Annotated in this window: 19 protein-coding genes, 1 tRNA gene and 1 pseudogene; 14 read left to right on the forward strand and 7 right to left on the reverse strand. The window is 37.8% G+C overall.

From position 1 onward, the window contains the following. Window positions 1–14: 14 nt before the first annotated feature. Together B3P17_RS00070 and prfB are read right to left on the reverse strand one after the other, a co-directional pair. The gene (locus B3P17_RS00070) at window positions 15–2,792 is read right to left on the reverse strand and encodes an alpha/beta hydrolase family protein (RefSeq protein WP_291102388.1); all 2,778 of its coding nucleotides are present in this window, start codon (window positions 2,790–2,792) and stop codon (window positions 15–17) included. Window positions 2,793–2,818: 26 nt separating this feature from the next. Beyond that, window positions 2,819–3,932, reverse strand: a protein-coding gene (gene prfB / locus B3P17_RS00075) for a peptide chain release factor 2 (protein ID WP_135105557.1) whose coding sequence is annotated in 2 segments (ribosomal slippage) — window positions 2,819–3,868 and window positions 3,870–3,932 — 1,113 coding nt in all. Because the reading frame shifts where the segments join, the coding sequence is not laid out codon by codon here. Between the two features lie 287 nt (window positions 3,933–4,219). On the opposite strand from prfB, the gene coaA reads away from it, so the two are divergent. Beyond that, window positions 4,220–5,161, forward strand: a complete 942-nt coding sequence (coaA, locus tag B3P17_RS00080; RefSeq protein WP_252637939.1) for a type I pantothenate kinase — start codon at window positions 4,220–4,222, stop codon at window positions 5,159–5,161. A 13-nt stretch (window positions 5,162–5,174) separates the two neighbouring features. Here the strand turns inward: coaA and B3P17_RS00085 are convergent, their stop codons facing one another. After that, the gene (locus tag B3P17_RS00085; RefSeq protein WP_252637938.1) at window positions 5,175–5,561 is read right to left on the reverse strand and encodes a VOC family protein; all 387 of its coding nucleotides are present in this window, start codon (window positions 5,559–5,561) and stop codon (window positions 5,175–5,177) included. Between the two features lie 133 nt (window positions 5,562–5,694). Next, a complete protein-coding gene (locus B3P17_RS00090; protein ID WP_252637936.1) occupies window positions 5,695–6,771 on the reverse strand; it encodes an aldose epimerase family protein in 1,077 nt (358 codons plus the stop codon). A gap of 429 nt (window positions 6,772–7,200) precedes the next feature. On the opposite strand from B3P17_RS00090, the gene B3P17_RS00095 reads away from it, so the two are divergent. Genes B3P17_RS00095 through folK form a run of 6 tightly spaced genes read left to right on the forward strand, consistent with a single transcriptional unit; the run spans window position 7,201 to window position 11,519 of the window. Beyond that, on the forward strand, window positions 7,201–8,094 hold the full coding sequence (locus B3P17_RS00095; RefSeq protein ID WP_252637935.1) for a cell division protein FtsX: 894 nt from the start codon (window positions 7,201–7,203) through the stop codon (window positions 8,092–8,094). Between the two features lie 5 nt (window positions 8,095–8,099). Then, entirely contained in the window at window positions 8,100–8,357 is a 258-nt protein-coding gene (locus B3P17_RS00100; RefSeq protein ID WP_252637934.1) for a DUF3098 domain-containing protein, read from the forward strand. 25 nt (window positions 8,358–8,382) lie between these two features. Beyond that, complete coding sequence (locus tag B3P17_RS00105) at window positions 8,383–9,252, forward strand: undecaprenyl-diphosphate phosphatase (RefSeq protein WP_252637933.1); 870 nt, start codon at window positions 8,383–8,385, stop codon at window positions 9,250–9,252. Continuing rightward, complete coding sequence (truB, locus tag B3P17_RS00110; RefSeq protein ID WP_252637932.1) at window positions 9,252–9,947, forward strand: tRNA pseudouridine(55) synthase TruB; 696 nt, start codon at window positions 9,252–9,254, stop codon at window positions 9,945–9,947. The genes B3P17_RS00105 and truB overlap by 1 nt, the downstream gene beginning before the upstream one ends. 19 nt (window positions 9,948–9,966) lie before the next feature. After that, on the forward strand, window positions 9,967–11,016 hold the full coding sequence (gene queA / locus B3P17_RS00115) for a tRNA preQ1(34) S-adenosylmethionine ribosyltransferase-isomerase QueA (protein WP_135105569.1): 1,050 nt from the start codon (window positions 9,967–9,969) through the stop codon (window positions 11,014–11,016). After that, complete coding sequence (gene folK, locus B3P17_RS00120; protein ID WP_252637930.1) at window positions 11,016–11,519, forward strand: 2-amino-4-hydroxy-6-hydroxymethyldihydropteridine diphosphokinase; 504 nt, start codon at window positions 11,016–11,018, stop codon at window positions 11,517–11,519. Before queA ends, folK begins: the two co-directional genes overlap by 1 nt. 124 nt (window positions 11,520–11,643) lie before the next feature. On the opposite strand, the gene B3P17_RS00125 is transcribed toward folK, so the two are convergent. Both B3P17_RS00125 and B3P17_RS00130 read right to left on the reverse strand, forming a co-directional pair. Then, window positions 11,644–13,098 carry a glycoside hydrolase family 10 protein gene (locus B3P17_RS00125; RefSeq protein ID WP_291102401.1) on the reverse strand — a complete coding sequence of 485 codons (1,455 nt, stop codon included), beginning with the start codon at window positions 13,096–13,098 and terminating at the stop codon, window positions 11,644–11,646. Between the two features lie 2 nt (window positions 13,099–13,100). Continuing rightward, a complete protein-coding gene (locus B3P17_RS00130) occupies window positions 13,101–14,420 on the reverse strand; it encodes a TldD/PmbA family protein (protein ID WP_252637927.1) in 1,320 nt (439 codons plus the stop codon). Window positions 14,421–14,792: 372 nt separating this feature from the next. Between B3P17_RS00130 and B3P17_RS00135 the strand changes: the two genes are divergently transcribed. From B3P17_RS00135 to B3P17_RS00150, 4 genes are all read left to right on the forward strand, one after another. After that, a complete protein-coding gene (locus B3P17_RS00135) occupies window positions 14,793–15,644 on the forward strand; it encodes a hypothetical protein (protein ID WP_252637926.1) in 852 nt (283 codons plus the stop codon). 2 nt (window positions 15,645–15,646) lie between these two features. Next, complete coding sequence (locus tag B3P17_RS00140) at window positions 15,647–16,900, forward strand: AAA family ATPase (protein ID WP_252637925.1); 1,254 nt, start codon at window positions 15,647–15,649, stop codon at window positions 16,898–16,900. Window positions 16,901–17,126: 226 nt separating this feature from the next. Continuing rightward, on the forward strand, window positions 17,127–17,480 hold the full coding sequence (locus tag B3P17_RS00145; protein ID WP_291102407.1) for an ISAon1 family transposase N-terminal region protein: 354 nt from the start codon (window positions 17,127–17,129) through the stop codon (window positions 17,478–17,480). Between the two features lie 29 nt (window positions 17,481–17,509). Next, on the forward strand, window positions 17,510–18,445 hold the full coding sequence (locus B3P17_RS00150; RefSeq protein WP_252638044.1) for an ISAon1 family transposase: 936 nt from the start codon (window positions 17,510–17,512) through the stop codon (window positions 18,443–18,445). A gap of 129 nt (window positions 18,446–18,574) precedes the next feature. Here the strand turns inward: B3P17_RS00150 and B3P17_RS00155 are convergent. Further along, window positions 18,575–18,649, reverse strand: a tRNA-Pro gene (locus B3P17_RS00155). 212 nt (window positions 18,650–18,861) lie between these two features. On the opposite strand from B3P17_RS00155, the gene B3P17_RS00160 reads away from it, so the two are divergent. From B3P17_RS00160 to ppdK, 3 genes and pseudogenes are all read left to right on the forward strand, one after another. Beyond that, the gene (locus tag B3P17_RS00160) at window positions 18,862–19,575 is read left to right on the forward strand and encodes a DUF5020 family protein (protein WP_252637922.1); all 714 of its coding nucleotides are present in this window, start codon (window positions 18,862–18,864) and stop codon (window positions 19,573–19,575) included. Window positions 19,576–19,588: 13 nt separating this feature from the next. Beyond that, window positions 19,589–20,911 (forward strand): NCS2 family permease, encoded by a 1,323-nt coding sequence (locus B3P17_RS00165; RefSeq protein WP_252637920.1) that lies wholly within the window; start codon window positions 19,589–19,591, stop codon window positions 20,909–20,911. Between the two features lie 250 nt (window positions 20,912–21,161). Further along, a pseudogene (gene ppdK, locus B3P17_RS00170) lies at window positions 21,162–23,899 on the forward strand (pyruvate, phosphate dikinase). Window positions 23,900–24,054 lie beyond the last annotated feature (155 nt).

A 24,054-nucleotide genomic window follows, 5' to 3' on the forward strand; every position in this document is an offset into this window, starting at 1 on the left:
TCTATTAGTATCTCTTATTCCAAATCAAATCCATACGTCCTTCCTTTCTCTGTAGCCGGAACACCCGTTTTCATCCATACAGGCATTGGGTCTCCTTTGAGATAATGATCAAAGAACTGTTGCAGGCGTATACTTAAATCCTTCGAATTTTTTCTTTCTTTCAAATTATGGGCTTCGTTGTTGTACTGTAGCATCCATACAGGTTTTCCCAAACGGCGTAAAGCCATAAAATACTCTATTCCCTGATACCAAGGCACAGCATCATCGTTATCGTTGTGCATGATCAGGAGTGGTGTTTGCACTTTGTCTGCAAAGAATATCGGTGAATTTTCTTTATAAAGTTCGGGAGCTTCCCACATCGTAGCACCTATTCGAGACTGTGTTTGTTCATATTGAAATTGTCTGCTCATTCCACTGCCCCAGCGTATACCTCCGTATGCACTAAACATATTGGATACGGGAGCCCCTGCGCCGGCAGCCTTAAACATATTTGTGCGTGTAATCAGATAAGCGGTTTGGTATCCTCCCCAACTTTGCCCTTGTATAGCCATATTGGCTTTATCTACCCATGTGTTTTTTGCTAACTCCTCAGCTCCTGATACAATCGAATTGTAAGCACTTTCACCAGGGTGTCCTGTTGTGTACTGTATGTCGGGCGTGAAAACAATATAACCTCTGCTACAGTAAAACGGTATATTGATAATAGAGCGGCTTGGAGCAGGAGGGAAGTACTGATACAGCTCGTCCGAATGCTTTTCGTAGAAGTAAATCATCACCGGATATTTCTTGTTCGGGTCGAAATTCTCGGGCTTGTATACTATTCCCTGCGTTGTTTTCCCATCAAATGTAGTCCATGACATTAACTCGGCAGTTCCCCAGTTGTATTCTCTCATTTGCGGATTTATATCGGAAAGCTTGCTCTCAGTTTTCCATAAATTGCTTGTAAAATATAAATCAGGTGAGGTATTAAAGTTGCTTTTCGTATAAGCAAATACTTCTTTGTCTTTTGCCTTTACAGGTGTGCTATAAGAGTATTTTGCAATAGTCAACGGCTTAATATTGTTTTTAGCTAATTCATAAAAGCCATTTTCTTTTGTCGTATTGTCGAATGCCGAGAGAAGTAGTTTTTCGTTTGGTTTTATAAACCTATTTTCGGGATCGGTTTTGATATATCGCAATGTCACTTTTCTTTCTCTGCCTAAACCTTTCGTAATATTCTCAGGAGTTTTTATTCCTGTCGGGTCTAATTTCCAGATATCATACATGTCGTAAACAAGTAAAGCGGCGTCATTCTCCATCCATGCTGCATATCCGTATGGAGAAGGAGCTGTAGGGATGTCGTTTTTCTCATCCCAGAAATTTACATTCAATTGATCAGTCAAACAAACTTCCTTCTCATCTCTTATCGAATAGGCATAGTACTGAAGGGTATTTATATCATACCAAGCCAGAAAGTTGCCCAGTGGTGAAAGCATAAGCCTAGCTTGTAATCCGCTCTTGATCTGCTTTTTTGTATGATTGTTTAAATCGAAAATCCAGATATCATTCTCCTGATTTGCACGATAGTCCCATTGAGTCTTTAGTTGATATTTCAGGTCTGAAGTTCCGATGGCATATTGCCCGTTATTTTCGTCAGAGATACTAACATCGGGTATCTCCTCTGTTGCTAATTGATAGAATGTATTTGATTCCAGATCAATGCAAGACAGAAATGTTTGCTTCTGTTTCTTTTCCAACTGTACAAGCTGTTGAGGTTGGATAAGTGGTTCTTGCCAGTGCCAGATGTCAAGCTTTGCTTTTTCGAAATCGGGAATAGTCGTATCCTTGGGTAAGACAATAGGTGCTATTCCTAGGAATAATCTTTTCTCATTTTTACTGAACAGTGGAGTATAATTATCACTTACAGTCCATTTTTCAGGGATGCCTGTGGTGTTCTTATCAGTAACTACTTTTGCAGAGTCTAAAGCCGGATCAAAGTAAAAAAGACTATAATCTTTAATTTCCTTTTTCAGACTATCTGATGTTGCTAGATAAGCCAGCTTCTTACCTGATTCGGATAAAGTAAGGTTCTTATAAATTGTTTTATTTATAGAAACCGTATCCTTGCGCAAATTATTCAGGTCGATAAAAAGGACACCCGGTTTATTAANNGTATTAACCGTATCTTTTGCTGAAGGCTTCAATATTGTCGCAAAGCTTTTACCATTGCGGCTAAAAATATATTCTGTGGTATTTTTTATGGTATCTTCTTTCGATGTATAAAGATTGCGCAGTACAAGCGTGAGGGCTTTAGGCTCTTTTTTATCTTTAGATTTTAATGTGTCGTCTATTGTATAAGCAATGTAATCAGAAAAATCTTTTCCTATTTTGAAGCTCTTTACATTCGGAATTTTAGAAACTATAAGTTTGTCCAGTGAAATTAGGGCTAAAGAATCTTTTGGCATCTTTTCATCGGCCGTTTTCTTTATTTTGGCTTGGCGTGTTGCTGCATAAGGAGCTTTGATCTGCGCTATTATGTGTTTCTGATCCGGCGCTATTGAGTAGGTATATGCACGTGGAATTTTCAGCTCTTGCTTTGTCTTGAGATTACTAATCAGAAGATAATCATCCCCTTCTTGTTCTTTGACTACGGTCGCCGTATAAATGCCGTCATTTGTAATACTAATATTGGATATACTTTTCCACGAATCGTAGACCGTATGATCTAATACTTTCTTTTGTGCATTTCCCTGCAATGCTGATAGTGCAGCAATACAGAGAAAGACACATTTTAAATATGTCTTTCTTGTCATAACTATAAGATTTATAATGAACAGAATCAGGCTTCTTCGCCGAATTCCATTAAATATTCTTTGATAAAATCATCCAGATCCCCATCCATCACGGCATTTACATTTGATGTCTGGTAATTTGTCCGGTGATCTTTTACGCGGCGGTCATCAAACACATAGCTTCGTATTTGAGAACCCCATTCTATTTTTTTCTTTCCGGCCTCTACTTTCGACTGTTCGCGGCTACGTCTCTCCAACTCTAATTCATACAATTGAGATTTCAGTAAGCGTATCGCATTGTCTTTATTTCCAAACTGAGAGCGGCTTTCTGTGTTTTCGATGACGATTTCTTTTTCTTCGCCGGTTTCAGGATCTTTGTATTTATAGTGTAGACGCACACCTGTCTCCACTTTATTTACGTTCTGTCCTCCTGCTCCACTCGAACGGAATGTGTCCCATGTAATGTCAGACAGATTGATGTCAATATCTATAGTATCGTCCACCAAAGGAACGACAAAAACAGATGCGAACGAAGTCATACGTTTTCCTTGTGCATTGAATGGGGATACTCGTACCAAACGGTGAACTCCATTTTCGGACTTGAGGTATCCGTATGCATATTCGCCTTCAACCTGCAAGGTTGCTGTTTTTATACCGGCCTCATCGCCGTCTTGCCAGTTGGTTATAGTCGTTTTATACTTCTTGTCTTCACACCAACGTTGATACATGCGAAATAGCATCGAAGCCCAATCTTGTCCTTCGGTACCTCCTGCACCACTGTTTATTTTTAATACAGCTCCTAGTTTGTCTTCCTCACGGCGAAGCATGTTTTTCAATTCGAGATTCTCTATAAGGCTTAGGGCATTTTTATATGCTTCGTCCACCTCTTCTTCGGTAGTAATACCTTCTTTCTGAAAATCGAATGCAAGCTGTAGCTCATCTGTTGAGGCCTTTACTTCATTATAGCCTTCTATCCAGCCTTTCAGCCCACGTATAATTTTCATCTGAGCTTCTGCTGTTTTTGCATTATCCCAAAATCCCGGAGCTTGAGTTCTTAGTTCTTCTTCTTCTAGTTGTATTTTTTTCGCATCGACGTCAAAGATACCTCCTCAGCGCGTCCTCGCGCTCCAACACTTCTTTGAGTTGGTCTGCAGTAATCATAAGATTAATATTTAATTGTTTCTATGTTTTTAGAGGTGCAAATGTATTAAAAAAACGTGTAAGTGACAATTTGATAAATAAATAATTAGAAAACAAACTCTATGCTACGACGTGATCGGGATGTTTTTCATATTCGACATATATTCATTCACTTTTCAGCTAAAGCATGATGTAATGCTCATGTATCACACTATTCTACTTATAAGAGAAAAACTTAAAATGTACGACATATAACATTCGGCTTATAACTTTTGCATACCTTTGTCGCAGTTTTCAATAGTAAACAAATGGCAACTCTTCCTATTAGTCCTTATATGATTTTCACTCGCGAACAGTGGGCTGCGCTACGTGACTCCGAACCGATGACTCTCACCTATGAGGAACTGTTAACCCTACAAGGGATTGACTACCAATTGTCGATAGATGAAGTTGAGGATATTTATCTGCCTCTATCCCGTCTGTTAAGCTATTATGTGCATGCACGTGTGAGCCGGCAGTCCGTATTGATGCGATTTCTCAATCAAAGAGTACAGAAGATTCCTTTTATAATAGGTATTGCCGGTAGTGTGTCGGTAGGGAAAAGTACTACTGCTCGTGTCTTGCAAGCATTGCTTAGCCGATGGAAAGAAAACACAAGAGTGTCTTTGGTAACTACAGACGGATTCCTTTATCCGAATGCGACTCTCGAAGAAAAAGGGATAATGCTGAAAAAAGGATTTCCCCAATCATACGATATAAAGCGTCTTCTTCAATTTGTGACAGATATAAAATCAGGTAAAGATCGGGTAGAGGTGCCGAGATATTCTCACTTGGTATACGATATTATCCCTAACGAATATGATATCGTTGAGCAGCCCGACATCTTGATACTCGAGGGTCTTAATGTATTGCAGAGCGGAATGGATTACCCGAGCGAAAAGCCAAGGATATTTGTATCCGACTTTGTCGACTTCTCTATTTATGTAGATGCTGAAGAGCAGTTGCTCGAAGATTGGTACATTTCCCGTTTTATGAAATTCAGACAAGGGGCATTTACCAACCCTCGGTCTTATTTCAAGAGCTTCTCTGAGCTATCGGAGAAGGAAGCGATGAAAACGGCGAAAACGATTTGGCGAGAGATTAACCGTAAAAATCTGAGAAAAAATATTCTGCCGACAAAGGAAAGAGCCAACCTAATACTTCACAAGGGAGAAGGGCATTCTGTTGACTTTGTGAGGTTAAGGAAATAATTAATAATCTTACTTATTCGGGTTCATCGGTGTCAAGACAAAAGGGATGCCCTGCCGGGTCGATCATTGTTCTTGAAGTTTTGTAGTTTTGTTCGCTGGCAAGTTTTGCTCCACATTCTACCGCAAATTGTACAGCTTCTTCCAGGTTTTCCACATAAAAGTCTAAATGTAGCATTTGCCCTTGTTTTCCTTTTTGCCAAGGCCAGACCGGAGGAGTATAATTTTCTGTCTCCTGAAAAGCTATCACCATGCCGGTGGGAGATGTTATAGCTGCCCAACCATTTGCATGAGGATGCTTGCACTGCCAGTTTAAAATCTTGCTATAAAACCCGGACATAACTCCAGCATCGGCACAATCAATAACAATGTTTACTTTTTTGATCGGGGCTTTGGTTTTCATATTGCAGAATTAAGAGATTATATGTTTGTGTTCCACCAAACAATATCTTATTTAATTTATGAATAAGAATGGAGCGAAAAGGCTATCTTTTATTGATGTATTCTTCGCTCCATCTTGAATGATAAAGGTTATCTCATTTCTTTATTGTAAATCGATGTACAGTTTTACTTTTGAATGTTTCTCCGGGTCTGAGTACCACACTCGGATACTCCGGTTTGTTGATACTATCCGGAAAATGTTGAGTTTCGAAACATACCGCTGCACCCATCGGATAACGGTGTCCGTGTTTTCCTTCAAAATTTCCTGTCATCCAGTTACCTGTATATATCTGAACACCCGGTTCGGTAGTTGAGATGTTCATTTGGATTCCTGACTTCGGAGAAAAACATTCTACTGCTAAGGCCAATTCATCCTCTTTTTTGTCCAATACCATTGTATGGTCGTAGCCTTTCCCGAAATGCAACTGTTCGAAGTCTTCTTCAATTCGTTCTCCGATGGTATGAGGAGTAGTGAAGTCGAACGGAGTTCCTTTTACAGGTTCAGCCTTGCCGTAAGGAATAGCAGTATTGTCCGTTGGGAGATAGTTAGAGGCAGGCATGACTAGAATATGATCGTTTATAGTAGGATCTCCCTCACCCGAAAGATTGAAATATGAATGATTTGTAAGATTCAAAATGGTCGCCTTGTCTGTTGTGGCTTCGTAGTCTATATCAAACGAATTGTCATCTGTCAACTTATAGATCATTTTTACATTCAGATTGCCCGGAAATCCCTCTTCTCCGTCTTTGGATAGATATGTCAGCTCCAATGTTTGTTGATCTGTTTGTTTTGCATCCCATACCACAGCATTAAAGCCTTTCAGTCCACCATGTAGGTTATTCGGTCCATTGTTTATTGCCAATTCGTATGTAATGCCATCAAGCGTGAATTTTCCTTTGGCAATACGGTTTCCTGTTCGTCCGCATACAGCTCCAAAGTAAGGTTCTTCAGAGTTTAGGTACTCGTTCAGATTATTATGTCCGAGTACAATATCGGTCAGTTCGCCGTTTTTGTCAGGTACAGATAAGGATACTATTTTTGCTCCGTAATTAATGACGGTTGCTTCCAATCCATTCTTGTTGGATAGCACGTACATTTTTACATCTTTACCATCTACTTTCCCGGAGAAGTTTGTTGGATTCAATTTTGATTTGGTTAATTCTGTCTGCATGATATTTTATTAAGTTATATGAGCTTTTGTAATAAATGATAAACACAAATATAAGGCTATTTTTAACAAAAAATATTTTTCCTCCCCTGAATGTCAATCTAACGATATATAAAAAAATAAAATTCCTATGCTTACATGTTGAGCCTGTATAGTCATTAGCAGGGCGAATTTTGTGATTTTATTATGTTATAGGTAACGACTATCAGAGTTGAGGATAGTCTTAGTCTGATGGAAGTGTTTCAAAGTCTTAAATTAAGCAATAAACCAAAACAAATGGAGTTTTAATAGTGTTTATTCTTTAATTGCAAAGAAGTATTTATTAAAAAAGATAAAAATACTACTATAAGATGTATTTATTTTGTTTCTTTGCAGCGAATTTGGGTGTTTTGTACTCATTCACTAAATACTACTTATTTGTCTTTGTACAATATGTCTGATAAGCATCAGTATAAAACGATATCATTATTTACTACAGGGGTCATTACTACGATTAGTATAACTCTTGTTCTTTTTCTTTTGGGTTTGACTTTTTTGGTAGGATTTACCGCTAAAGGCATAGGTTCGTATCTGAAAGAGAATATGGGTATATCGATAGAGCTTGCCGGAAATGTAGATGATGCTTCTATCACGAAGATACAGAAAAACTTGAATGCAAATCCGTATGTTAAGTCTGTCGTCTATATCAGCAAAGATGAGGCAAAAAAACAGCTGGTAGAAGATCTTGGTCGAGATCCCGAAGAGGTGTTAGGATATAATCCTGCTCATGCCTATTTCGATGTTTTTATAAAGTCTGACTATGTCAATCCAGACAGTATAAAAAAAGTAGAAGCAAGCCTTAAGGTTCATAATCTAAAAGGCGCTCAGATAGTAAATAATATCCTTTATAATGAAAGTGATATTATAAATGCAAACTCTAAACTCTCTTTAATTGGAACTATATTGGCTATACTAGCTGTGATACTTGTGCTCATTTCGTTTACACTGATACGAAGCATTATTCAGCTGAATATATATTCGAAGAGATTTTTAATAAATACGATGCGATTGGTGGGTGCGACAAACTCTTTTATCAGATGGCCTTTTATGTGGCGTATGATAATTAGTGGTGTTGTTGCTGCTATCTTGGCGAATTTAGCTATTACGGGAGTAATATATTATATTACAAGCATAATTCCTGATATGCTGTCTATTGTGAAAATGTACGAATTGTTGATTGTATATGGGCTTGTCCTTATCTTTGGCATACTTATAGCGGCTTTTGCCACAGCATTTTCGGTGAATAGGTATTTAAGAATGACTACAAATAAACTTTATCACGTTTAAAACATATGGATAAGAAAGATTTTGCTTTTGGCAAGCTAAATTACATCATTTGTGCAGTGTCGGTTGTAATTATTATAGTTGGGTTTATCCTGATGACAGGGCCATCTTCCAGCATCGAAGGCGGATTTGAACCGGATATCTTTAGTGCCAAGAGAATCGTTGTGGCTCCAATGGTGTGTCTTGCAGGGTTCTTACTGATGATTGTCGGAATACTGTATCCTCGTCGTAAGAGTTTAGCTGAAGAGAACAAAGAGCACAACTGATTAATTACAAAACTAATAAATAACGATGAGTATTTTTGAGGCAATTATAATTGCTATTGTAGAAGGGCTTACCGAGTTTCTTCCAGTATCGTCAACCGGGCATATGATTATTGCTCAAAGTCTTTTAGGTATTGAAAGTAGCGAATTTGTAAAGGCTTTCACTGTTATTATACAATTTGGTGCGATTTTGTCTGTGATTGTTTTATACTGGAACCGCTTTTTTCGCTTTAGAAATGATAGATTAAGAGCGGATTTTAAAAATATATTCAGCTATTTGTTTTATAAATTAGAGTTCTATTGGAAGTTGCTGATCGGTTTTGTTCCGGCTGCTTTTTTAGGATTGATCTTTAGTGATAAAATAGATGAATTGCTCGAAAGTGTAACAGTTGTAGCTATCATGTTGGTGCTTGGCGGTATTCTGATGCTGTTTGTAGACAAATGGTTTAATAAGCCGAAAGAAGACTCTCAAGAAATAACATATAAGAATGCCTTTATAATTGGTTTTTTTCAGTGCATAGCTATGATTCCCGGAGTGTCTCGTTCTATGGCTACCATCGTAGGGGGAATGAGTCAGGGTTTGAGTAGAAAAAATGCAGCAGAATTTTCCTTCTTCCTTGCAGTTCCTACAATGGCTGCTGCTACCGGATGGAAAGTGTATAAGCTGATAAAAGCACCCAATGGAGGAGCATTTGATTTTGATTTCAGCATATTATTGGATAATATGACTGTTCTTATAATAGGAAATGTAGTAGCGTTTATAGTAGCGCTGTTGGCTATCAAATTCTTTATAGGATTTGTAACCAAGTATGGATTTAAACTTTTTGGCTGGTATAGAATTGTAGTTGGAGGAATTATTCTAATCCTTATGCTGGCAGGACACGAATTAACAGTATAATGGATTTTATATCAGGAGAGGTCTTATATATTAATAAGCCACTAAATTGGACATCATTCACCCTTGTGCGCAAATTGAGAAACAAATTATGCCGCAAGCTGGGTATTAAGAAATTAAAAGTCGGTCATGCCGGCACTCTAGACCCGCTGGCTACGGGTGTTATGATCGTTTGTACAGGGAAAAAGACAAAGTTGATAGAATCGTTTCAATATCAGACTAAAGAATATATTGCAACGATAAAGATTGGAGAAACAACTCCTTCATTTGATTTGGAAACAGCAGTAGATGGAGTCTTCCCCGTAGAACATATAACGCAGGAGCTGGTTGAGGCTAAACTTAAAGATTTTATTGGAGAAATAGAGCAAGTGCCGCCAACATATTCTGCCTGTAAGGTGGATGGAAAAAGAGCATACGAATTTGCGAGAGAAGGGCAGGACGTAGAGTTGAAACCAAAGTTGTTGGTTATAGATGAAATTGAGCTTCTCGACTATTCCTTTCCCGAAATAAAAGTTAGAGTGGTATGTAGCAAGGGTACATACATCAGAGCTTTGGCTCGAGATATTGGAGTTGCGTTAGGCTCAGGTGCACATCTTACCGCACTGGAGCGAACACGAATAGGAGAGGTTACTCTTGATCAGTGTATTGAGGGAAGCCAGATAGAAGAATTTGTGGACGCACTAATTATTGATAAATAATAAATTTAGATAAAGAAACATGAAACTTTCTCAATTCAGATTTGATCTTCCAGAGGAATTGATCGCCACTCATCCGTCAAAGAACAGGGATGAGTCACGCTTGTTGGTTGTCAACCGTAAAACCGGGGGTATTGAACACAAAAGTTTTAAGGATATTATTGACTATTTCGACGATAAAGATGTTTTTGTTTTCAACGATACGAAAGTCTTTCCTGCCCGTTTATATGGAAATAAAGAGAAGACCGGGGCTACAATAGAGGTATTCTTGCTGCGTGAGTTAAATGAGGAATTCCATTTGTGGGATGTGCTTGTTGATCCTGCGCGTAAAATACGTATAGGAAATAAATTGTATTTTGGTGACGATGACTCAATGGTTGCCGAAGTTATAGATAATACAACTTCGCGTGGACGTACGCTTCGTTTTTTGTATGATGGTCCATCCGAAGAGTTCAGAAAAGCACTTTATGCTCTTGGTGAAACTCCAATCCCTAAATACCTCAACAGGGGTGAAGAACCCGAGGATAAGGATCGCTATCAGACTATATTCGCTAAAAACGAAGGTGCTGTCGTAGCTCCTGCTGCCGGACTTCACTTTAGCCGTGAGTTAATGAAACGCTTAGAAATTAAAGGTGTTCATTTTGCATATATAACTTTGCACTCGGGCTTGGGTAATTATAGAGATATTGACGTAGAAGATCTTACAAAGCATAAAATGGACTCGGAGCAATTGCTTATTACTCAGGAAGCGACAGATATCGTCAACAAAGCAAAAGATGAAGGTCGTAGAGTATGTGCCGTTGGGACTTCGGTGATGAGAGCTGTAGAAACAATAGTGAGTACAGATGGTTACCTGAAAACAAATGAAGGGTGGACAAATAAGTTTATTTTCCCTCCGTATGATTTTGGTATAGCCGACTCTATGGTTACTAATTTTCATTTGCCTCAGTCTACATTATTGATGATGACTGCAGCATTTGGCGGGTATGACCGTATAATGGATATATATGAAATCGCTGTAAAGGAAAAATATAAATTCGGAACTTACGGAGACGCAATGCTTATCATTTGATGATACTCGAAAAAGAAAAAAAGCATAATGTTTATCTCGGACTTGGCTCCAACTTGGGAGACCGAGGAGAAAATCTGGATAATGCAATAGATCATATAGAAGAGCGGATTGGCGAGGTGATCGCCACTTCCGCTTTTTATATTACCGAGCCTGTCGGCTTTGAGTCTGCTAATCAGTTCTTGAATGCTGCATGCAGAGTGCAGACTAAACTTACTCCTATTGAAGTCTTGCAGGCTACTCAATGGATCGAAAAAGAGATGGGGAGAGATGTTAAGTCTCAGGGTGAAAGATATACCGACCGGATTATAGATATTGATGTCTTGTTATACGAAGATGTAATTCTGGATTCTGCAGATTTGAAATTACCGCACCCTCATATTCACGAAAGGTCTTTTGTTTTATTTCCTTTAGCTGAGATTGCAGGGGAATACATGCATCCGATTCTTCATAAGACAATCAATCAATTAAAGGATGCCATAGTGCCACCGACTTCCATAGCGTAATAAGGGATAGTATTATTGTATTGAAAATATATAAATCAGCAGTTTTATTGTAAATCTGTTGATTTTCTTTTTTTATGATTTCCTTATAAATTATGACTGAAGTCAAAACTCACCTGATGGCTGTCTATTGCTCATTTGCTGAATGAGAGAAAAATGCAGGAAAGGTAACCGTGCTCTCATTATGGTATCTGTCTGAAGCTGTTACGGTATAATAATACCCAAAATCGCCCTCTTTGATTGTAAAAGCATAGCTATTTGTTCGTAGACCTGTTGATAATATATTACCTGCATTGTTGGTGTCCACGGGTTCTTTGTCAGATACATACACGGTATATGTGTAATCTCCATCTGCTGTCGGCGGATTCCATTTAATGTTTAGCTTGTTGTCTTTGTCTTTAAAGACTTGTAGATCAGTTGGAGAATTCGGCGCAATGTTGTTTAGCCATGTCAATGGCGGTAGCTTCGCCGGAGTAGGGTAGTAGGTGTGTATAGAATCTAAAACCCCTTTCAGATTGCTGAGAACATTCGCTGTTCTGAAATATGCTGCTCCGGGGATCTTTTTATCCCGAATGTATTGCATCTGGTTCGTAATATCTTGTAGCGGCCACTTTAATTCATCCATCTGATAAACACCCAGTCCCGGAGCAATAAGCCTTCCGCTACTATTTGCAATCCAGTCGTTAAGGAACGGATAGAAATAATGATCACGGTAATACATCATTGGGAAAAGTAGGTCGTGTTTTCCACTTTTTAGCCAATGTCCTGCATCCTGAAACACTGTTTCATAAGCTGTCCATCCATCGTTGGGTGAAACCTCCGGCAGAACTTTGTATCTGCCTAAAGGAGAGCTACTCACTTGTACCCATTTTTTTAGAGCCTTTACCGTATCGTATGCTTCACTGATCAGCTTGTTGATGTTTTCCCTACGCCAATCGTATAGATTCATCCCGTTTCCATATTTTCGGTAGGTATCGTCATCGGGAAATTTGCGGGAGTTGCTCGGATAGCGGATATAATCGAAATGAATGCCATCTACATCATAATTCTGAACGATCTCCTTCACTATCGATACTATCAGATTGCGTGTTTCTGGCATTCCGGGGTCGAGATACCACCTTTCTCCTATAGCCTTATAATATGATAGTTTGTTTTGCACAACGGTGGCTTTTCTTCGCCTTCCTTTGCCTTTATATCGCACTGTGGCTTTGTCCATAGGGTAGGCTATAACCCATGCATGGCATTCCATCCCTCTCTTGTGACATTCTTCTATAGCGAAGGCCAACGGGTCGAAATTGTCTTCATGATTGAAATATGAGCTGAGAGGTTCTATCTTGGAGCGATAAAAAACATAACCTTGTGCTCTTGCCTGAAAGAGGACAGTGTTGAAATTCGCTTCCTGTAATTTATCCAGAATTTTTTTTAATTGTTCTTTCTGAGCCTTAACGCTGGTATGCTGGGTAGGCCAGTCGAGACCCCAGTTTGTTGTTAGCCAAACGGCACGTATTTCGGTAGCAGGAGCTTGAGAAAATATACATATAGGGAGTAATAATAATAGAACTAGGATATGGAACGGTTTCATATTTATAATCCGCTAAAGTTTACATTGTTGAATAAAAGCGATGGAATGCGCCAAGAGGAAGTCTCACGGGGATCGTTTCCCTCTTCTGTAAGGCTATCCCAAAGGGACAGCATATTTCCGGTTATGTTCATTTCTCCTAAAGGAGTAGAAATCTTTCCATTTTCGATCAAGAAGCCCTCTATGCCAAACGAAAAATCTCCGGTGGTAGGGTTGCTGTTACCGCCGTTGAAGTTGGTGACCCATATACCTTTCTGTACAGATGCCAAAATGGCATCAAAGTTTCTTTCTCCCAAAGACATTTGAAGAATAGACGGGGAAGATATGGTAGGTGCTACTCCCATTTTCAGAGAATTGTATGTGTCTATAAAATAATTTTGCAGCATACCTTTCTCTATAATCGTTCTATCCTTTGTTTCTACGCCTTCACCATCAAACCATCGAGCACCAAAGGAACGTTTTAGATGTGGTGTATCGTAAAGGGTAAAGATATCAGCCGTTATCTTTTCTCCCATTTTGTTCAATAGAAAAGAGTTTTTCTGTTGAAGTGCTGTCCCGTACATTGCGCTGATAAGCGGAGATAATATGCGCGACGAAGTAGTATTGTCTAACAGCATGTCATATTTGCCCGATTTTATCTTTTGTTGCCCGATCTTGCGTAATGCTCTGTTGAATGCAATTTTTGCTATCCCACTTTTTTTCAGATCTTCCCAATATACAGCACTGTCGTACCAGAAGGATTCGGCACGAGCGTCACCATCCGTTTTCAGTGATACTTCTACCATCAGGTTGAACGCTGAGTCTACACATTCGGCTTCAAATCCATTACTGGCAATCATATATTCTGCTCCTACGCCATCGTCGTATGCCGAGGTGACAGAGATTATACGATTGTCGCTACCATGTATTTCGTCTACAGACTGCTTTATAAGATTTAACTTCTCATTTGTTGGAATGGACTCAAAGCTTCCGTCACAGAGGTCTAAATCAGTTTCGTCTCCTCTGAAATATCTTTGCGTGTCGGGCAGTTGGCGAAAGGGGTCTTCTGATAAATATTTAGTAGACGTGATACCTTCTTTTATAAAAGACTCTAATCCTGCTTTTTCTATCCGATTGGTAGAAAATGAGCCGTATCTGCCATCTATAAATAATTCTATATAGAGTTTGTTTTCACTGCTTTGGTGAAGTTTATCTAATTGAGTGTTTCTGTATTCGAAAGAGTTGTTGTTTGCCGTGATTACTGAAACCCGAGCTCCTTGGCATCCATTAGCCAGAGCCAGTTGCATAGACCATTGGGCAATATCTTTGTGTTGCTTACTTATCATATCTTTGTTGTTGTGGATGCAAAAATACACAGATTTAGTGTAAAAAAGAGAAAAAGTTAGAATAGAAACTTTCTTGCTGTACGAATTAACGTTCTCTAACTAAGCTGTTGTAATTATAGGAATTGGTCTGTATCTGCTAGTGTTATTCTTCTGCAAAGCATCAAATAATATTCTCCCCTCTGGTCGGGATGATGGGATGATAAAAAATAGTTTATAATTGTTAATATCGGATTTCATTTTTTATATATCTTTGAATAGTAAGAAAATAATAATGAAGCCCACTACAATCTTCGGTTTGTGCTTACAAAAGGAGATTTGAGAGGGGAAGATTGGAGAGTATGGGGAGAGGTAAAAAATAAATAAAAAAGAAACATGATATTCAATATTTACTATATCAATTTGCCAAAAGTTTATGAAATAAAAATGATGTTAAGCAATATTATTGCTAAGGCAAGGGAAATAAGCCAAGAAGAACAAGGGGTGAAAGAGACTGATTTGAAAGCAAAAGCTGGTTTAAAGATTCTTGATATTTTTGATATAGGGGGAGAAGGAGGCCGAAAAACGAAAAATGAAGATTCAAAGAAAGTGCTTGAAAGTTTTGAGATAAAAACCACTAAGTCTGTCATACTAAATGAGGTTGTTGAAAAAAGTACTATTCTTAGTTCATTTAATACTATTAAAGAAGGTGAGCTTATAATGCTTGAAGATGTCAAATTGTCATTAGAAAACGAAGCGGAACTAAGAACAATAAAACTCTTTGGAAGTGGAGCTTTTAAAGATATGGGGTTGCCAGGAGCAAATGGTGTTGATTTTACAAGTTTATTCAACTCTATTTTTAAAGATTACGCGTATAAGATAAAAGGTTCTGTTTTTGATAGTTCAGATAATATTTTAATTAAAATACCCATGACTTTTGAAAATGAATTTGAAAGTTCGTATAGTATCGATGATCTCTTTGTTGGGAAAGTCTCTATTGTTGGGTTGTATAAGGGAAAAATTAAAATAGATAATCTAAAAAATTCTTTCCAATTCTTACAAGAAGTGAGTAACTTAAAAAAAATTTCAAAAGAAAAATCAAATACAGAGGATGATGAAATTCAAGAGAGTCAATATCCTTGTCAGTCCTCTGATATGAACTTTTTTGTCAGTTCTGGTGATGGAAAAGACTATCATTATATCGATTTGTTAGCTATTATTCAAAATGTAAATATTACCAATAATTAGGTATGAAAAAAGAACTTCTGTTTTTTGAGCGAGAGAATTTTTATATATATCAAGAACAAAAGCAAAATGAAGGATATGCTATAATAAGTATAAGTGACTTTCTAATTAACTTGAGTAATGATGATTTTTTTGAACAATTTGATTATAAAAGTCAAATTATAGACATTTCCGCATTAGCCGCTGGCTATAATGATGTTCAGCCTTTAGGGGAACAGCTTATAAAAAAGTTTATGGATTTCGAAACTATATTTATAGCAGACAAGAAGCATGAAGAGACACTGAAATATGGACTAAGGTATAGTTTTCTTAATTTTAAGAATGTCGAGATAGTAGAAAATAACAAAGAGCCGGATGATACATTAAAACATAAAACTAAAGCATCTAAATCAAAGCATAAAAAGATAATTGATTTGCAAGAAAATGAGCTCTATGCTTTCTTAAAAGATTTTAGAAGCAGTTTATATGGTCATGAGAAATTTAAAGACGACTTTGAGGAGCTTGTAAATAACTTTATTGTTTTCAATAAATTAGGTGAACACAAAGTCTTGTCTTTATTTTTAATGGGAGAGTCAGGTGTTGGAAAAACAGAGGTGGCAAGAACAATTTATAAATGCTTAGGTGGCAAACGTAAATTAGCAAAAGTTAATTTTGGAAATTATAGTAGTGAGTTCTCATTGAGTTCGTTGATCGGCAGTGCAAGGGGGTATATTGGCAGTGATGATGGTGAAATATTTATAAGAGTGCGAGATACGGATATAGGCATAATTTTAATTGATGAATTTGAAAAATCAAATGCAACATTATTCAATTATTTTTTAGATGTATTAGAAAGTGGTAAAATAATAAGTTCGCTTGCTGATGAAATTGATATTAATGGGTTTATTATAGTTTTTACATCCAATATTAGTAAGGAAAATTTTCAAAAAACTATTTCACCAGAATTACGTTCGAGGTTCGATTATAAAGGATTATTTACTTTACTATATGATGAAGACAAAAGAAAATTTGTAGAATTTAGAGTAAAAAGTATTGTTCGTAAATTTAATTTAGAATTTGAAGATAAACTAGATGATAATTTATATATCGATTTTTTGGCTAAAATTAATGTTGGAAAGTTCAATAATATGAGGGATTTGAATAAAAAGATAAAGAAAATATTTGTTGATTATGTGTCAACGTTCAATAGGTATACAGAGATTGAAACAATAGAAGATCAGAAAGGCTTTATGAAAAAGGTTAAGTCATACCTGAAATAACTATATTTTCTTCTTTTTATTTTATGAAAGTATGAATGTTTTTCAACATGATGATGTGAATTTCAAAATTCTATGCGAAATAGGATAAGGTAAATTATTGTTGAATTCGCTAGTCTATAGGCCTCCCTTTTAGTTATTTGGGAGAACTTTTATCCAGATAAAAGCAAATTTTAACGGATCATGCCGTATTCTTGTGGAGGATTAATTTTTTATCTAGTTTTGTATCATGCAAAGCGGCTATGAATTATTGTTACCCGAAGGGTTGTTGAATTACTTTGAAGTAGTTGAAGTTAATACGTTAGAAAAAGTCATTATGCTTCATTTAGATGAAAAAGTATTATCATCCCAAGAGAATAAAGACAATCTGTTTATATCCAAAGGCTTTTATCCTTCAACCGATATTCACGACTTTCCCCTTCGAGGCAAAAGCTTAATTCTACGTGTACGTCGTCGTCGCTGGCAGAATAAGTTATCAGGTAATCCTTATATGCGAGATTGGTCAGTAATTGCAGGTGGTACTCATTTAACAGCAGAGTTTGCTGCTTTTTTTAAAAGGATTATCTTGATACAGAACCAGTAAGTTGTTCTACCTTAGGCAAATTCTTCAACATTAACGGTAAAAAGCTTGAAGAATGGTATCGTTGTCATTTATCAGGCTTTGATCAGTGGTCTGAACGTGAGCATGCTGACAAATGGCTCGTGTTTCCCCAAAACATTGGATCACATCTAAGTATAGACGAAACTGCCCTGACTTACGACGAACTATATACCATTATTACCAACAAAGCAGCAAAAGGTAAAAAAGGAGCATTAGTAGCTATTGTCAAGGGTACAAAAGCAGAAGATGTTATCGGTGTTCTCAAACAGATAGAAGAAAGACTTCGTAATAAAGTACAGGAAGTAACTTTAGATATGGCTGCCAATATGGAATTGATTGTTCGTAAAAGCTTTCCAAAAGCTGCCATTGTCACAGACCGCTTTCATGTTCAAAAACTGGCTAGTGAAGCTCTTCAGGATATGCGTATAGCCTTTCGATGGCAGGCTCTTGATTTAGAGAACAAAGAACGGGAATTGGCTAAACAAAGCAAGTTAGCATATACTCCAACTATCTTTGACAATGGCGATACCAGAGCTCAGCTACTTATAAGAAGCCGCTATCTTTTATTTAAAACAGAGAACAAATGGACACCTAATCAACGATTCAGAGCAGAGGTATTGTTTAAGTACTATCCGCAATTGGAAGATGCCTATAAACTGACAATGGGATTAAGGCATATTTACCACACCACAAAAGATAGAACGCTTGCTTTTACCCGCTTGGCTCATTGGTTTAGGAAAGTGGAAGAAACTGGTTTTGAGCAGTTCAAAACCGTAAAAAGAACCATCGGAAATCATTACAGAACAATACTTAACTTTTTCACAAACCGCTCAACTAATGCTGCAGCTGAAAGTTTCAATGCCAAAATAAAAGCCTTCAGGGCTACACTGAGAGGGGTGAAGAATATTCCCTACTTTTTATTTAGACTTACAAATATTTATGCCTAGTCCACAAGAATACGGCATGATCCATTTTAACGAATAGTATAAGCACAAGACAAATTTCAGTGAATCCGTATAAAACAAAAAAAGTCACTAAACCAGTGACTTTTTTTATTCTATAAATTTCTCATTTCGTCGGGATACCAGGATTCGAACCTGGGACCCCCTGCTCCCAAAGCAGGTGCGCTAACCGGACTGCGCTACATCCCGTTTTCTGTGATTGCGGTGCAAAGGTATGACATTTTTTTATATTTCAAAATAAAAAATAAAAATTTACTCATAATTTATTTTAAAACTAAAAAACGAAGCTGGGAAAGGATTCTACATATTGTTGAAAAAAAACGATTGTTAAATCTCCTTCGACAAATATTTAATTCTTTTTTTTACTTATTTTTGCATTTTTAATAATAAATTCTAATAATATGGCAAAAAAGGTACTATTCACATTAATCGTATTAATGGCTTCATTCTATGTTTCGGCACAGAATCTTCAGTTACATTTCGATCCACGTCATGCCCTACATGGAGACAAGATTTCTGGAAAAAACTATTTTACTGCAACCTTTGAGATGTTCAAACCTGACAAATGGGGTTCTACTTTCATGTTTGTCGATTTGGATTTCAACCAAAGCAGAGGAAATATAGGAACTATGTACCTTGAAATTGCCCGCGACCTGAAGTTGGGAAAAAGCCCGATCATGGCCCACTTAGAGTTTAATGGTGGAGTAGGAAATGCTAACAACTTTGGTTTTTCTATCGCAAATGCCTACTTAGCCGGAGCATCTTATGCTACAAATATTAAAGGGGTAAATCTTGGAACTTATTTAGTGTATAAATACAATGCTTTTGAGAGAGTAAGTAACGATGTTCAGTGGACAGTAACATGGGGAGCTAATCTCTTTGATAATAAATTCACTGTATGTGGATTCCTTGATGTTTGGACTCAGGATAAAAATCCGGTTCACGGAGTAGACCGAGGTGGTAAAAGAATAATTCTGCTTACAGAACCGCAATTCTGGTATAATGTTAATTCGAACTTGTCCTTAGGTACCGAAATAGAGATAAGCAATAATTTCTTGATAGCTAAAGATAAAGCATATATAAATCCGACTATTGCTGCTAAGTGGAACTTTTGATCATTAATAGAATATGAAAAACTTACTAGAAAAAACATTTAAGCTTTCGGAAAATAATACGACTATACGCAAAGAGTTTCTTGCGGGTCTTATCACTTTCCTTACTATGTCTTATATCCTGATTGTAAACCCAAGTATATTGTCTACTACAGGGATGGATAAAGATGCGTTGTTTACTGCTACAGCCTTGGCAACTATTTTCGCCACCCTTATGATGGCATTATATGCTAAATTGCCAATTGCACAAGCTCCCGGAATGGGATTGAACGCATTTTTTGCATTCACAATATGCGGTGTAATGGGATATTCTTGGCAATTTGCACTTACAGCAGTATTTATTGAAGGGATTATATTTATACTACTTACGTTCTTCAATGTTCGTGAACTAATCGTAAAAAGTATCCCAAAAGTATTGAAGGATGCAATACCTGTCGGTATTGGGCTGTTTATAACACTGATTGGGTTGAAAAACGCAGGAATCGTAGTGTCAAGTCCTGCTACATTGGTTGCATTAGGAGATTTTTCTCAACACAGTATATGGATTGCCTTTTTAGGGCTATTTGTTACAGCTGTACTATTTGTAAGAAATGTAAATGGTTCTATTCTGATAGGGATCGTTGTAGCAACTATATTTGGTCTTATTTTGGGAGATGTTAAATTACCCGAAGGAAATGTGATTGATACACCTCCATCTATCGCTCCTATCTTTGCTCAGTTTGAGTGGGATCATATTTTGTCTGTCAACATGGTTATCGTTGTATTCACCTTGTTGTTTGTAAACCTATTCGATACAGTAGGAACATTGATCGGTGTGGTCTCAAAAGCAGGACTTGCAGATGAAGACGGAAATTTCCCTCAAATGAAGAAAGCCCTGTTCTCTGATGCTCTAGGTACTACTGTGGGTTCTATACTTGGTACAAGTACAGTTACTGCGTATGTAGAAAGTGCATCGGGTGTAGCATCGGGCGGTCGTACCGGACTTACCTCTGTAAGTACAGCGTTGTTTTTCATCTTAGCTCTATTTTTTGCACCATTATTCCTGATGGTTCCCGCTGCTGCAACTTCACCGGCTTTGATTATTGTTGGTTTGTTTATGATTTCGTCTGTTGCTAAGATCAATTTCAGCGACATGAGCGAAGGCTTGCCGGCATTCCTTACCATCGTGTTTATGCCTTTTACATACAGTATAGCAGAAGGTATTGTTTTCGGTATGTTAAGCTTTGCGTTTATCAAAGTTTTTTGCGGAAAATCAAAAGATGTATCTGTTACAGTGTACGTCATTGCAGTATTATTCCTTCTAAAATTAGTGTTGGATGCAATGCATGTTATAGGATAGTGTATATTTGTTAAAAAGCGAGGTTTCGCTTACAAAAAATAATATTTTCATGTAATCCCGGCAAGGTGTCTTGTCGGGATTATTATGTTTTATAACCATATTAAATTACTCTAAAATACTTTGTTATCCGGTTATTTTTTCATAATATTGAAATCGATTGATTGTAACAGATAGTCAGTCGATTTTTGCACTATACGAATATCATGAACATGTTAAATACTATTATCTAACCTTTTAAAATCGTTACAGTATGAGTGGAAAGTCTGTTTATGTCTTTGGCGGTACAGTTACCGAGGGAAACGCGAAAATGAAGGAGTTACTAGGAGGAAAAGGTGCTAATTTGGCAGAAATGAGTCTAATGGGGATACCTGTGCCTCCGGGATTTACAATCACTACAGAAGTGTGCAATTTATTTTACAAGGAAGGTAAAGAAAATGTTATTAAACTTCTTACAAATGAGGTGAAAGAAGCAATACATCATATCGAGCGTGTTGTGGGAGGACCAAAATTTGGTGATGATGAAAACCCTCTTCTCGTTTCGGTTCGTTCGGGAGCAAGAGCTTCCATGCCGGGGATGATGGATACAATCTTAAACCTAGGATTAAACGAAAAAGCCGTAGAAGCCATTGCGCGTAAGACACAGACTCCTCGCTTTGCTTGGGATTCATATCGTCGTTTCATACAAATGTACGGTGATGTGGTAATGGGTTTGAAACCTGTAGAAAAGGATGATGAAGATGTTTTTGAAGAAATTATAGATGAACTGAAAGAAAAGAAAGGTATAAAACAAGATTCAGAATTTGGAACAGAAGATTTGAAGGAGCTTGTTGTACGTTTCAAAAAAATAATAAAAGAAAAGACCGGACAAGACTTTCCAACAGATCCATGGGTACAACTTTGGAATGCCATCATGGCTGTATTTGAAAGCTGGATGAACGAACGTGCTATCTTTTATCGCAAACTGAATAATATTCCAGCCGAGTGGGGTACCGCTGTTAATGTGCAGGCAATGGTATTCGGTAATATGAATGATAACTCCGGTTCGGGAGTAGCATTTACTCGTAATGCTGCTACAGGAGAAGCCCGGTTTAATGGTGAGTTCCTTATCAATGCACAAGGTGAAGATGTGGTTGCCGGTACACGTACTCCTCAACAGATTACCTTACAGGGTTCTTATGACTGGGCAAGACAACAGGGCATCACTGAAGAAGAAAGAAAGCAAAGAGGATTGTCTCTGGAGGAAGTAATGCCTGAAGCTTACAAGAGTCTGAATGAAATTCAGAAAAAGCTTGAATTGCATTATAAAGACATGCAAGACCTTGAGTTTACAATACAAGACAACAAGCTATGGTTGCTTCAGACACGTAGTGGAAAACGAACAGGTGCTGCTGCCGTAAAAATCGCCATGGATATGTTGAACGAAGGTTNNCGATATCCGAAGAAGAAGCTTTGTTGCGTGTTGAACCTCAGAAGATAGATGAATTGCTTCATCCTGTATTCGAGCCTAAGGCGTTAAAAGCTGCTACAGTTATTGCTAAGGGACTTCCTGCGTCTCCGGGTGCAGCCACAGGACAAATCGTTTTCTTTGCCGATGATGCTGAATGGCAAACAAGTCATCATAAGAATAAAAAAGTTATCCTTGTCAGAATAGAAACTGCCGCCGAAGATCTAAAGGGTATGGCTGTTGCCGAAGGTATCCTTACGGCTCGCGGAGGGATGACGTCTCACGCTGCCGTTGTTGCTCGTGGTATGGGTAAATGTTGCGTGTCCGGTGTGTCTGATCTCCGTATCAATTATAAGAGACGTTCTCTGATGATTGATGATCGTGAGTATCGTGAAGGTGATTGGATCTCTATCAATGGCTCTACAGGAGAAGTCTATGATGGTAAGGTAGGAACAAAAGACGCCGAATTGAGTGCTGACTTTGCCGAAATGATGAAGCTTACAGACAAATATTCCCGCCTGAAAGTGAGAGCGAATGCCGATACTCCACACGATGCTTCTGTTGCCCACAACTTTGGAGCTGTAGGAATTGGTTTATGCCGTACAGAGCACATGTTCTTCGAAGGAGATAAGATCATTGCCATGCGTGAAATGATTTTGGCAGACAATGTAGAAGAACGTAAAAAAGCATTAAAAAAGCTGCTTCCTCTCCAGCAAGAAGACTTTGAAGGCATATTCGCAGCTATGGAAGGACTTCCTGTAACAGTTCGTTTACTGGACCCACCGTTGCATGAATTCTTGCCTCATGATATGAAGGGTTTGGAGGAAATGGTAGAGGCAATGCAAATTTCTGAAAGTAAGATAAAACAAAAGATTTCATCATTGCAAGAAATGAATCCGATGCTCGGACACCGTGGTTGTCGTCTTGCAAATACTTATCCTGAAATTACTGAAATGCAGACAAGAGCAATTCTGCAAGCTGCTCTGAAACTGAAGAAAAAAGGAATAAAAACACATCCTGAAATCATGGTGCCATTGACTACGTCGTTGACTGAAATGAAATTCCAGGAAGACATCATTCGCAGTACTGCTGAAAAGGTATTTGCCGAACTAGGAGATAGAATCGATTTTGAAGTAGGAACAATGGTGGAAACGCCTCGTGCCGCTATTACAGCTGATAAACTCGCCGAATCTGCTGAATTCTTCTCTTTGGGAACAAACGACCTCACTCAGATGACATTTGGGTTCTCACGAGACGATGTGGGTAAATTCTTACCTATTTACCTAGAGAAAGGTATTCTAAAAATAGATCCATTCCAGGCTATAGATAGGGAAGGTGTCGGACAACTTGTACAATCTGCTGTGACTAAAGGCCGTCAAACCCGTCCGGGAATGAAAGTCGGTATTTGTGGTGAGCATGGCGGTGAACCATCTTCTATCGAATTCTGCCATTGTGTAGGATTGAACTATGTGAGCTGCTCACCATATCGTGTTCCAATTGCACGCCTAGCGGCAGCACAGGCTGCTATTAACTTTAAAAGTTAATTAACAACTTCTGATATATATAATGGCTGTGAGGAAACATCACAGCCATTTTTTTTATATGTAAAAATCGCTGGGTATTAAAATTATATAGAAATCAAAAAGATCGAAAATGACAATATTTTCAAATTAAAGGAAATCTGTTGTAACACTATGGC

It is taken from the genome of Dysgonomonas sp. UBA7630, from assembly GCF_002483985.1.
Classification (GTDB): Bacteria; Bacteroidota; Bacteroidia; order Bacteroidales; family Dysgonomonadaceae; genus Dysgonomonas.